This window comes from Superficieibacter sp. BNK-5, from assembly GCF_047456055.1.
Classification (GTDB): Bacteria; Pseudomonadota; Gammaproteobacteria; order Enterobacterales; family Enterobacteriaceae; genus Superficieibacter.
In genome coordinates this window covers 250,139-260,661 of sequence record NZ_CP179893.1, presented here as the reverse complement: position 1 = coordinate 260,661, position 10,523 = coordinate 250,139, and the positions used below count along the sequence as shown (strand labels likewise).

The following is a 10,523-nucleotide window of genomic DNA, read 5'->3' as shown; positions in this document are numbered from 1 at the left end:
GGATCAGGCGAGATCGGCCATCAGCACTTTTGAGCGGCGCTGATAGTTGTACATCTCTTTCTTACTTTCCGGCAGCAGATCGATATCCACTGGCGTAAAGCCACGCTCCTGGAACCAGTGGATACTGCGGGTGGTTAACACAAACAGCTTATCGAGGCCCATCTGTCTGGCCTGAGAGGCGACTCTGTCGAGCAGCACTTCGCCGCGCGAGGAGCTACGGTAGTCCGGATGCACCGCCACGCACGCCATCTCGCCGATCCTTTCTTCCGGGAACGGGTAGAGCGCGGCACAGGCGATGGTCAGGTTATCGCGCTGGATAATCGTAAATTTGTCGATCTCCATTTCCAGTTGTTCACGGGAGCGGCGCACCAGGATGCCCTGCTGTTCCAGCGGGCGGATTAACTCCAGAATGCCGCCAATATCATTAATGGTGGCGCGGCGGATCTGCTCGGCGCTCTCCATTACGATTTGGGTGCCGATACCGTCACGCGAGAACAGTTCCTGCAACAGCGCGCCGTTTTCCTGATAGCTGATCAGATGGCTGCGGCGCACGCCGCTGCGGCAGGCTTTCAGCGCCCCACGCAGGAAACGCACAGTGCCGGAGTAGTAATCCCCCTCGGCTTCCAGCGTTTCCACCCGCGCCTGCGCTTCGTTGGGGAACAGTTCAGAAATGATCTCTCCCGCCTCGTTGTACACCCCTTGAGAGGAGCAAAAGCCGATCATCTTTTCGGCCTTCAGTTTGATTGCCAGTTGAGTGGCGATCTCTTCTGAGGTCAGGTTAAAACTCTCCCCGGTGACGGAGACGGCGACCGGCCCCATCAGCACGATGGCACCGCTGTCCAGTTGGCGATGAATCGCTTCTTCATCAATACGGCGGATGCGACCGCTGTGGCAATAATCCACGCCGTCATCCACGCCCAGCGGCTGAGCAATGATGAAGTTACCGCTGACCACATTGATATGCGCGCCCTGAAGCGGCGTGTTATTAAGGCTCATGGAAAGGCGAGCGGTGATATCCAGTTGCAACAGTCCCGCTGCCTGCTTGACCAGTTCCAGCGTTTTAGCGTCAGTCACCCGGGTATTCTTATGGTATACCGGCTCATGATGATGCGCGGCCAGGTTAGCATCTATTTGCGGACGTGCACCGTAGACCAGTACCAGGCGAATGCCGAGACTGTGCAGCAGGCCAATGTCATTAACAATGCTGGAAAAATTCTCGTGCTCAATGGCTTCACCGCCCAGCATTATGACGAACGTCTTTCCCCGATGCGCGTTAATATAGGGCACGGAATGACGAAATCCCTCTACCAGTTCGGTTCTACGCTCCTTCACCACGGCAACTTCCTCAATGAATTATTATTCGAAATTAGTGTATTTTTATTCTGTTTTTCCCTTCAGCGCAAGTCAAAATCAGCCCGCGAGTTAGAAATTTCTCAAGCGAAACGCGGTCCGAAAAAGAATGTTTACCCTTTTGGGGGTGACAGCGTATGCGCCATTAGTTAAAGTTTCCGGTCAATTTGGATGTTTTTATAAACAGTTACGATAATTTTGCCTGGGAATTGCATGTCGGGAAGCAAATCAGCACTAAGCCGCCGTCGTTTACTGCAGGGCGCAGGGGCCATGTGGCTATTAAGCGTAAGTCAGACCAGTTTCGCTGCCGTAAGTCAGGTTGTGGCAGTGCGCGTCTGGCCTGCGTCGACCTATACGCGCGTGACGATCGAATCCAACAAAATGCTAAAGTACCGCCAGTTTGCCCTGAGTAACCCCGAAAGACTGGTGGTCGATCTGGAAGGCGTGAATTTGAACTCGGTGCTGAAGGGCATGAGCGCCCAGATCAGCAGTAACGATCCGTTTATTCAGTCTGCGCGCGTAGGGCAATTTGATCCGCAAACCGTGCGCATGGTGTTTGAACTCAAGCAGAATATTAAACCGCAGCTGTTCGCGCTGGCACCGGTGGCGGGTTTTAAAGAGCGCCTGGTGATGGATCTCTATCCGGCGAACGCGCAGGATATTCAGGATCCGCTGCTGGCGCTGCTCGAAGATTATAATAAGGGCGATCTGGAGAAACAGGTGCCGCCAGCGCAAAGCGGTCCGCAGCCGGGTAAGGCCGGGAAGGACAGGCCGATTGTGATTATGCTCGATCCCGGACACGGTGGCGAAGACTCCGGCGCGGTAGGAAAATACCGCACCCGGGAAAAAGACGTGGTGCTACAAATCGCCCGTCGCCTGCGTGCGCTGATCGAGAAAGAAGGCAATATGAAAGCCTTTATGACGCGCAACGAAGACGTCTTTATCCCGCTGAAAGTGCGCGTGGCAAAAGCCCAGAAGCAGCGCGCCGACCTTTTTGTCTCTATCCACGCTGACGCTTTCACCAGCCGCCAGCCGAGTGGCTCCTCGGTGTTTGCGCTGTCAACGAAAGGCGCAACCAGTACCGCCGCCAAATACCTTGCCCGGACCCAGAACGCCGCCGACTTAATCGGTGGCGTAAGCAAAAGCGGCGACCGCTACCTCGACCACACCATGTTCGATATGGTGCAGTCCCTGACCATCAACGACAGCCTCAAGTTTGGTAAAGAGGTGCTGAATAAGCTCGGCAAGGTCAATAACCTGCATAAGAACAGCGTCGAACAGGCGGGCTTTGCGGTGCTCAAAGCGCCGGATATTCCGTCGATTCTGGTGGAGACTGCGTTTATCAGTAATATCGAAGAAGAGCGTAAGCTGAAAACGGCAGCGTTCCAGCAGGAAGTGGCTGAATCTATTCTGGCCGGGATTAAAGCTTATTTTGCGGACGGGGCGACGCTGGCGCGGCGAGGGTAAACGTCTGGCAGTATTCATAACCGCCTGATGCCTTGAAATAGCAGATATTGTCGGCCGGGTAAGGCGAAGCCGCCACCCGGCAAAGAGAGGGCAATACTGCTGTTCATAAATAACAGACGTAAAAAAACCGCAGGCTGAATCAGCGTTGCGGCTCCATGATCTTCATATTGTCGGACGCGTAAATATTGGTTGCGGGGGCCGGATTTGAACCGACGACCTTCGGGTTATGAGCCCGACGAGCTACCAGGCTGCTCCACCCCGCGTCCGTCTGTTACTTATCAATTAAGTAACGTTTTACTGCACAATGTGTTGGTTGCGGGGGCCAGATTTGAACTGACGACCTTCGGGTTATGAGCCCGACGAGCTACCAGGCTGCTCCACCCCGCGTCCGTCTGTTACTCTTCCATCGAGTAACGTCTTTCTTCACATTGTATTGGTTGCGGGGGCCAGATTTGAACTGACGACCTTCGGGTTATGAGCCCGACGAGCTACCAGGCTGCTCCACCCCGCGTCCGTGGAAGCGCACTATACTCTGCTGCCGTTTTCATGCAACCCTTTTTTTAACCAGATCATAAATTTGATGAGTATGTGGATAAAAACAGCGCAAAGCGGTTCGTTTTTTGCACGGAATTTGTATCAGGGTGCGTATGCGCATTTCAATAGGTTCAGGGGTTTGTTATCTTCATTCGGCATTCAGGCAACTAAAAGATGAGAACAATGAAAGGACGTTGGGCAAAATATCTTCTGACGGGGGCGGTGGTAACCATGCTAGCCGCGTGTTCTTCAAAACCCACCGATCGCGGTCAACAGTATGAAGACGGAAAGTTTACCCAGCCGTTCTCTCTGGTAAACCAGCCTGATGCGGTCGGCGCTCCGATTAATGCGGGTGACTTCTCCGAGCAGGTTAGCCAGATCCGCAGCGCCTCGCCGCGTCTCTATGGTTCCCAGAGCAATATCTATAACGCCGTGCAGGACTGGTTACGTTCCGGCGGCGATACCCGCACCATGCGCCAGTTTGGTATTGATGCCTGGCAGATGGAAGGGGCCGATCACTACGGCAACGTGCAATTTACCGGCTACTATACGCCTGTCGTACAGGCGCGGCATACGCCTCAGGGGGAGTTTCGCTATCCTATCTACCGTATGCCGCCGAAGCGCGGAAAACTGCCGTCGCGTGCGAGCATTTATGCGGGTGGCCTGAGCGACAGCTACGTGCTGGCCTACAGCAACTCGCTGATGGATAATTTCATCATGGACGTGCAGGGCAGCGGGTACATTGATTTTGGCGACGGTTCACCGCTGAACTTCTTTAGTTATGCCGGTAAAAACGGCTGGCCTTATCGCAGCATCGGCAAAGTGCTGATCGACCGCGGCGAGGTGAAGCGCGAAGATATGTCGATGCAGGCCATCCGCCACTGGGGAGAAACCCACAGCGAGGCTGAAGTGCAGGAACTGCTTGAGCAGAACCCGTCGTTCGTCTTCTTTAAACCGCAGTCGTATGCGCCGGTGAAAGGAGCCAGCGCGGTGCCGCTGATCGGTCGCGCTTCCGTTGCCTCCGACCGCAGCATTGTTCCGGCGGGGACCACGCTGCTGGCGGAAGTGCCGCTGCTGGATAACAACGGCAAGTTTAACGGCCAGTATGAGCTTCGTCTGATGGTGGCACTGGATGTGGGTGGTGCCATTAAAGGTCAGCACTTTGATATTTATCAGGGGATTGGCGCCGATGCCGGGCACCGCGCGGGCTGGTATAATCACTATGGCCGCGTTTGGGTGCTGAAAAGCGCGCCGGGTGCGGGCGGTGGCCTGACATCAGGTAACGTATTTAGTGGTTAACCCTTCTCGCCCTCTCCCGGTGGGGAGAGGGCGAACCATGACTCCGCAGTTTATGTTTTTACATTCCGAGGTTTTATGTCTGTAGTAATCAGCGATGCCTGGCGTCAACGTTTCGGCGGCACCGCACGTTTATATGGTGAACAGGCGCTCCAGCTTTTTGCTGACGCGCATTTTTGCGTGGTGGGCATTGGCGGTGTCGGCTCCTGGGTGGCGGAAGCACTGGCACGCACCGGCATCGGGGCGATCACCCTGATTGATATGGATGACGTCTGTGTCACCAACACCAACCGGCAGATTCATGCGCTGCGGGAAACGGTGGGCGTGGCAAAAGCGGAGGTGATGGCTGAGCGGATCCGGCAGATTAACCCGGAATGTCGGGTAACCGTCATTGATGATTTTGTAACGGCGGATAACGTCGCAGGCTATATGAATCAGGGCTATAGCTATGTCATTGATGCTATCGACAGCGTGCGCCCAAAAGCCGCGCTAATTGCCTTTTGTCGGCGTAATAAAATCCCGCTGGTCACCACTGGCGGCGCGGGCGGACAGATTGACCCGACGCAAATTCAGGTCAGCGATCTGGCGAAAACCATTCAGGATCCGCTGGCGGCAAAATTGCGCGAGCGGCTGAAAAGCGATTTTGGGGTAGTGAAAAACAGCAAAGGTAAGCTTGGCGTGGACTGCGTATTTTCTACCGAAGCGCTGGTTTATCCACAGTCGGATGGGTCAGTCTGCGCGATGAAAAGCACCGCAGAAGGGCCAAAGCGGATGGATTGCGCCTCAGGTTTTGGCGCAGCGACCATGGTGACGGCAACATTTGGTTTTATCGCCGTTTCGCACTCGTTGAAAAAGATGATGGCGAAAGCCGCACGGCAGTGATGATTTTGCCGGGTGGCGGCTGTGCCTTACCCGGCCTGAGGAATTCTTCAATATCAACGAGATGGGTACTTGTAGGCCCGGCAAGCGCAGCGCCGACGGGCAGGTAGCACACCATTGGTATCGTAAGGTCACTCAACGCTCAATGCAGCGGCACGTACCGCTTCGCTAAGCGCATTTAACCCCTGATTACGCGAGGCGCTGAGCTGGCTGCGTAAGCCCAGTTCATCAAACAGCGCCAGCGGATCCCCCGCCAGCAGTTCTGCGGCGTGTTTTCCCTCTGAGGCGGTCAGTAACACCGCCAGTAGCCCGCGCACAATACGGCCTTCACTGTCACCGAAGAAATGCAGTTTCCCTTCCGGCGACACGGTGTAACCCAGCCAGACGCGATTCTCACAGCCGGGAATTTCACGCGCCTGCGCTTTAAGATCGTCCGGCAGCGCGGGAAGCTGTTTTCCCAGCAGAATTAACTGTCGGTATTTCTCTTCCCATTGCGTCAGCGGCAAAAAGGTCGTTTTCAACGTCTCTTCGGTAACCGTCGCGCCAAAAGGATGGCCGGCAAAAGCAGGGCTAGTCATTAATCCCCCAGGATTTCAAGCGCACGGTCAACGGCGTTAACCAGTGCAGTAACGTCATTTTGCGTATTATAGGGCGCAAAGGAGACCCGCAGGGTGCCGTCGACGCCAAGTGCCGCCAGCAGCGGCTGGGCGCAGTGTTGACCGGCGCGCAGGGCAATACCGTATCCGGCCAGCAGCGTCACCATATCGCTATGATGAATACCAGCAAAGTTAAAGGCCAGCAGGCTGGAATCCTGCACGCGGAAGGAGGTAAAGCCCGGTCGTTTTGCCAGCGCATCTTCGGCAAGCGTTGCCAGTCCACGACTCCAGCTTTCTGCCTGGGCGATATCCGTTCCTTCCAGCCATTCCAGCGCAGCGCTTAGTCCGATGACACCAGCCACGTTGGGGGTGCCGGCTTCAAGGCGATAAGGCACCGGCTGGGTTTTATATCCGGTAAAACTGACCTCGACGACCATCTTGCCGCCGCCCAACCACGGCGACATGCTCTCGAGCAATTCACTTTTGCCGTACAGTGCGCCGATGCCGTTGGGGCCATAAAGCTTATGGCCAGAGAAGGCGTAAAAATCGATATCCAGCTTCTGTACGTCAGCCGGGAAGTGAACCGCGCCCTGCGCGCCGTCAACCATCACTACCATGCCTGCGCGATGCGCGATCTCAATCGCTTTCGCCAGATCGGGACAGCCGCCGGTGACGTTCGACATCTGTCCCAGCGCCAGAACACGGCTGCGCGGAGTGATAATTTCTACTAAACGTGCCACGTCAGGCAGGTGGTCCGCGCCAAGCGGCAATCTGACAACTTTTGCGCCGGTCTGCTCGGCAACCATCAGCCAGGGAACAAAATTGGCATGATGCTCTGCTTCGCTGACAATGATTTCATCACCAGGTTTCAGGCGTGGGCGAGCATAGCACTGGGCCACCATGTTAATGGCTTCGGTCGTTCCACGGGTCCAGATGATATCTCTGCCTGACGGCGCATTAAGCAGGCGCGCAACCCGATCGCGCGCGGCCTCATAACGCTCGGTCAGACGCTGGGCTTCAGCGAACTGACTGCGATGCACGTTCCCTGCGCTCAAACTATAAAACTGCTGCGTGGCATCAATAACCGCCTGCGGTTTTAGCGCGGTCGCTGCGCTATCAAGGTACACGCCTGCATCGGCCAGCGCCGGAAATTGCGCGCGAAATTGCGCAGGATTGAACGTATTCATGGCATTCCTCATCGTAAGACCGGGATCGTCGCGCAATTCACTTCCCGGCGCAAGCATGTTGAAAACCATCAGAATTGTCCTGTAATCCTGGCAGGTTTTTCATGGTGAGTTATGCTGATAACTGTTAGGTGAATGTTTTAGCCTGTTACTAAATGATGGTTCTATAGCATTAATTGCTAAAAGGAGAAGAAGATGAAAAAGACTGCCGCAATTATTTCTGCCTGTATGCTGACGTTTGCCCTGAGCGCCTGTTCTGGTCCGAACTATGTAATGCATACCAACGATGGCCGGACTATCGTTTCTGACGGGAAACCTGTCACCGATAATGATACCGGGATGATCTCCTATAAAGATGCTAACGGTAACAAACAGCAGATTAACCGCTCTGACGTGAAAGAGATGGTTGCCCTGGAGAAATAAGTCAGAATTCAGGCAAAAAAAAGCACCGCAATTTGCGGTGCTACATTAATCACTATGGACAGACAGGGTAAATGTACAGGAAGTGAAAAGGGTAGCCTGGCTACCATGGTCTGAAGAGCAGACCAAATGCAAACACAACAACACAACATCACAACCGTAAGCCAAAAGTTCATCAGAACACGCATTCCAACAAAACTTTTCGTTCCGGCTCAGGAAGTGCGGCCACTATAGGTATTTGCTGGTAGAAGCTCAACGGACAAATTATAATGGCTCAGATAAAAAAAACTAATAGGTAGCGTCCTGTTTCCTGTTTGTTAATTTGCATTAACATTTGAGCCAGAATCACTATGTCAAAGCGATTACCCCCTCTGAATGCATTACGTGTATTTGATGCTGCCGCGCGTCATTTAAGCTTCACTCGTGCCGCCGATGAGCTTTTTGTGACCCAGGCCGCGGTGAGTCATCAAATCAAGTCTCTTGAGGATTTCCTGGGGTTAAAGCTCTTTCGCCGACGCAATCGATCGCTTTTGTTGACCGAGGAAGGACAGAGCTATTTCCAGGATATAAAAGAGATATTTTCGCAATTAACCGACGCAACACGTAAACTGCAATCACGCAGTGCCAAAGGGGCGCTGACGGTTAGTTTATTACCCAGTTTCGCTATTCACTGGCTGGTCCCCCGCCTCTCAAGCTTTAACTCAGCTTATCCGGGAATTGACGTCAGAATCCAGGCGGTCGATCGTGAAGAGGATAAACTGGCGGACGATGTGGACGTGGCGATTTTCTATGGGCGCGGCAACTGGCCTGGCCTGCGCGTTGAAAAACTATATGCCGAATATTTACTCCCGATTTGCGCACCGGTATTGCTAACCGGCGATAAGGCATTGAAAACGCCGGCAGATTTAGCGCAACATACGTTATTGCACGATGCCTCTCGCCGCGACTGGCAAACCTATACCCGGCAACTCGGGCTTAATCATATTAATGTGCAGCAGGGACCTATCTTCAGCCACAGCGCTATGGTGTTGCAGGCGGCAATTCACGGGCAGGGTATTGCTTTAGCCAATAATGTGATGGCCCAGTCCGAAATTGAGGCTGGCCGCCTGGTGTGCCCTTTTAATGATGTCCTGGTCAGTAAGAATGCGTTTTATCTGGTTTGTCATGACAGCCAGGCAGAACTGGGTAAAATAGCCGCTTTTCGTCAGTGGATCCTGGCGAAAGCGGCAAGTGAGCAAGAAAAATTCCGCTTCCGTTACGAACAATAAATGACTGTAGGGTAATAACATGACCAGCCGTTTTATGCTGATTTTTGCCGCCATTAGCGGTTTTATTTTTGTGGCGCTGGGCGCGTTTGGTGCCCACGTGTTAAGTAAATCAATGGGCGCTGTTGAGATGGGCTGGATCCACACCGGCCTTGAGTATCAGGCGTTTCATACGCTGGCAATTTTCGCGCTGGCGGTGGCGATGCAGCGCCGGATTAGCATCTGGTTTTACTGGAGCAGCGTATTTCTGGCGCTGGGAACCGTCTTATTTAGCGGCAGCCTTTACTGTCTGGCGCTCTCGCATTTGCGCCTGTGGGCGTTTGTGACGCCGGTTGGCGGCGTCTGTTTTCTGGCTGGCTGGGCGTTGATGTTAGTGGGTGCGATTCGCCTGAAGCGTAAGGGTATTGTTCATGAATAAGCTGATTCTATTGTGCCGCTCCGGGTTTGAGAAAGAGTGCGCAGCGGAAATCACCGATAAAGCGGGCCGCCGTGAAATCTACGGCTTCGCGCGAGTAAAAGAAAACTCAGGTTACGTTATTTTTGAATGTTATCAGGCCGAAGATGCCGACAAACTGGCGGCGGAATTACCTTTTAGTTCGCTGATTTTCGCCCGCCAGATGTTTGTTGCCGGTGAGCTGCTGCAAAATTTGCCACCGGAAGATCGTATTACGCCGATTGTTGGCATGTTGCAGGGCGTGGTAGAGAAGGGCGGCGATCTGCGGGTTGAAGTCGCGGATACCAATGAAAGCAAAGAGCTGATGAAGTTCTGCCGCAAGTTCACCGTGCCGCTGCGTGCCGCGCTGCGCGAGGCGAAAGTGTTGACCAGCTATGAATCGGCCAAACGTCCGGTGGTACACGTTTTCTTCATTGCGCCGGGCTGCTGCTATACGGGCTACTCTTACAGCAATAACAATTCCCCGTTTTATATGGGCATCCCGCGTCTCAAGTTTCCGGCCGATGCGCCGAGCCGCTCCACGCTTAAACTGGAAGAGGCGTTGCATGTGTTCATCCCTGCCGATGAATGGGACGAGCGACTGGCTAACGGCATGTATGCAGTCGATCTGGGAGCATGCCCCGGGGGCTGGACGTATCAACTGGTCAAACGCAATATGTGGGTTTATTCAGTCGATAACGGTCCGATGGCGCAGAGCCTGATGGATACCGGACAGGTCACTTGGCTGCGTGAAGACGGCTTCAGGTACAAACCGACGCGTAATAATATTTCGTGGATGGTCTGCGATATGGTCGAGAAGCCCGCTAAAGTCGCCGCGCTGATGGCGCAGTGGCTGGTTAACGGCTGGTGTCGTGAAACCATTTTTAATCTTAAGCTGCCGATGAAAAAGCGTTATGAAGAGGTATCGCATAATCTGGCGTATATCGAGGGAAAACTGAGCGAGAACGGCATTAATGCTCAGATCCAGGCGCGCCAGCTTTATCACGACAGGGAAGAGGTGACGGTGCACGTGCGTCGCATCTGGGCCGCGGTGGGCGGTCGTCGCGACGAACGTTAGTTTTTTGGGGTCGCCCTTTCG

10 protein-coding genes and 3 tRNA genes are annotated in these 10,523 nt (G+C 54.0%); 7 read left to right on the top strand and 6 right to left on the bottom strand.

Annotated elements, in window-relative coordinates; genetic code table 11:
* Positions 1–3: 3 nt before the first annotated feature.
* Positions 4–1,335 (bottom strand): amino-acid N-acetyltransferase, encoded by a 1,332-nt coding sequence (gene argA / locus ACMGGS_RS01270; RefSeq protein WP_176920921.1) that lies wholly within the window; start codon positions 1,333–1,335, stop codon positions 4–6.
* A gap of 228 nt (positions 1,336–1,563) precedes the next feature.
* Here argA and amiC point away from each other — a divergent pair, with 228 nt between their 5' ends.
* Positions 1,564–2,817: an N-acetylmuramoyl-L-alanine amidase AmiC gene (gene amiC / locus ACMGGS_RS01265; protein ID WP_414164716.1), complete on the top strand. Its 1,254-nt coding sequence runs from the start codon at positions 1,564–1,566 to the stop codon at positions 2,815–2,817.
* Positions 2,818–3,003: 186 nt separating this feature from the next.
* Here the strand turns inward: amiC and ACMGGS_RS01260 are convergent.
* From ACMGGS_RS01260 to ACMGGS_RS01250, 3 genes are all read right to left on the bottom strand, one after another.
* Positions 3,004–3,080: transfer RNA gene (locus ACMGGS_RS01260), tRNA-Met, on the bottom strand.
* 47 nt (positions 3,081–3,127) lie between these two features.
* A tRNA-Met gene (locus ACMGGS_RS01255) sits at positions 3,128–3,204 on the bottom strand.
* A gap of 47 nt (positions 3,205–3,251) precedes the next feature.
* Positions 3,252–3,328: transfer RNA gene (locus ACMGGS_RS01250), tRNA-Met, on the bottom strand.
* Positions 3,329–3,534: 206 nt separating this feature from the next.
* On the opposite strand from ACMGGS_RS01250, the gene mltA reads away from it, so the two are divergent.
* On the top strand, positions 3,535–4,650 hold the full coding sequence (gene mltA / locus ACMGGS_RS01245) for a murein transglycosylase A (RefSeq protein ID WP_414164715.1): 1,116 nt from the start codon (positions 3,535–3,537) through the stop codon (positions 4,648–4,650).
* Between the two features lie 75 nt (positions 4,651–4,725).
* Positions 4,726–5,529 carry a tRNA cyclic N6-threonylcarbamoyladenosine(37) synthase TcdA gene (tcdA, locus tag ACMGGS_RS01240; RefSeq protein ID WP_414164714.1) on the top strand — a complete coding sequence of 268 codons (804 nt, stop codon included), beginning with the start codon at positions 4,726–4,728 and terminating at the stop codon, positions 5,527–5,529.
* Positions 5,530–5,657: 128 nt separating this feature from the next.
* Here the strand turns inward: tcdA and csdE are convergent, their stop codons facing one another.
* Both csdE and csdA read right to left on the bottom strand, forming a co-directional pair.
* A complete protein-coding gene (gene csdE, locus ACMGGS_RS01235) occupies positions 5,658–6,104 on the bottom strand; it encodes a cysteine desulfurase sulfur acceptor subunit CsdE (protein ID WP_414164713.1) in 447 nt (148 codons plus the stop codon).
* Complete coding sequence (gene csdA / locus ACMGGS_RS01230; protein WP_414164712.1) at positions 6,104–7,309, bottom strand: cysteine desulfurase CsdA; 1,206 nt, start codon at positions 7,307–7,309, stop codon at positions 6,104–6,106. Before csdA ends, csdE begins: the two co-directional genes overlap by 1 nt.
* 192 nt (positions 7,310–7,501) lie before the next feature.
* Here csdA and ACMGGS_RS01225 point away from each other — a divergent pair, with 192 nt between their 5' ends.
* The 4 genes from ACMGGS_RS01225 (at position 7,502) to rlmM (ending at position 10,502) form a co-directional block, all read left to right on the top strand.
* A complete protein-coding gene (locus ACMGGS_RS01225; RefSeq protein WP_103675203.1) occupies positions 7,502–7,729 on the top strand; it encodes a YgdI/YgdR family lipoprotein in 228 nt (75 codons plus the stop codon).
* A gap of 347 nt (positions 7,730–8,076) precedes the next feature.
* The gene (gene gcvA, locus ACMGGS_RS01220) at positions 8,077–8,994 is read left to right on the top strand and encodes a glycine cleavage system transcriptional regulator GcvA (RefSeq protein ID WP_176920917.1); all 918 of its coding nucleotides are present in this window, start codon (positions 8,077–8,079) and stop codon (positions 8,992–8,994) included.
* Positions 8,995–9,013: 19 nt separating this feature from the next.
* Positions 9,014–9,409 (top strand): DUF423 domain-containing protein, encoded by a 396-nt coding sequence (locus tag ACMGGS_RS01215; RefSeq protein WP_176920916.1) that lies wholly within the window; start codon positions 9,014–9,016, stop codon positions 9,407–9,409.
* Positions 9,402–10,502 carry a 23S rRNA (cytidine(2498)-2'-O)-methyltransferase RlmM gene (rlmM, locus tag ACMGGS_RS01210; protein WP_414164711.1) on the top strand — a complete coding sequence of 367 codons (1,101 nt, stop codon included), beginning with the start codon at positions 9,402–9,404 and terminating at the stop codon, positions 10,500–10,502. The genes ACMGGS_RS01215 and rlmM overlap by 8 nt, the downstream gene beginning before the upstream one ends.
* The last annotated feature ends 21 nt before the right edge of the window (positions 10,503–10,523 follow it).

Bases quoted from the DNA above. Each gene is read 5' to 3' on its own strand.
- csdA (WP_414164712.1), bottom strand. From the start codon at position 7,309: ATGAATACGTTCAATCCTGCGCAATTTCGCGCGCAATTTCCGGCGCTG.
- csdE (WP_414164713.1), bottom strand. From the start codon at position 6,104: ATGACTAGCCCTGCTTTTGCCGGCCATCCTTTTGGCGCGACGGTTACC.
- tcdA (WP_414164714.1), top strand. From the start codon at position 4,726: ATGTCTGTAGTAATCAGCGATGCCTGGCGTCAACGTTTCGGCGGCACC.
- mltA (WP_414164715.1), top strand. From the start codon at position 3,535: ATGAAAGGACGTTGGGCAAAATATCTTCTGACGGGGGCGGTGGTAACC.
- amiC (WP_414164716.1), top strand. From the start codon at position 1,564: ATGTCGGGAAGCAAATCAGCACTAAGCCGCCGTCGTTTACTGCAGGGC.
- gcvA (WP_176920917.1), top strand. From the start codon at position 8,077: ATGTCAAAGCGATTACCCCCTCTGAATGCATTACGTGTATTTGATGCT.
- ACMGGS_RS01215 (WP_176920916.1), top strand. From the start codon at position 9,014: ATGACCAGCCGTTTTATGCTGATTTTTGCCGCCATTAGCGGTTTTATT.
- ACMGGS_RS01225 (WP_103675203.1), top strand. From the start codon at position 7,502: ATGAAAAAGACTGCCGCAATTATTTCTGCCTGTATGCTGACGTTTGCC.
- rlmM (WP_414164711.1), top strand. From the start codon at position 9,402: ATGAATAAGCTGATTCTATTGTGCCGCTCCGGGTTTGAGAAAGAGTGC.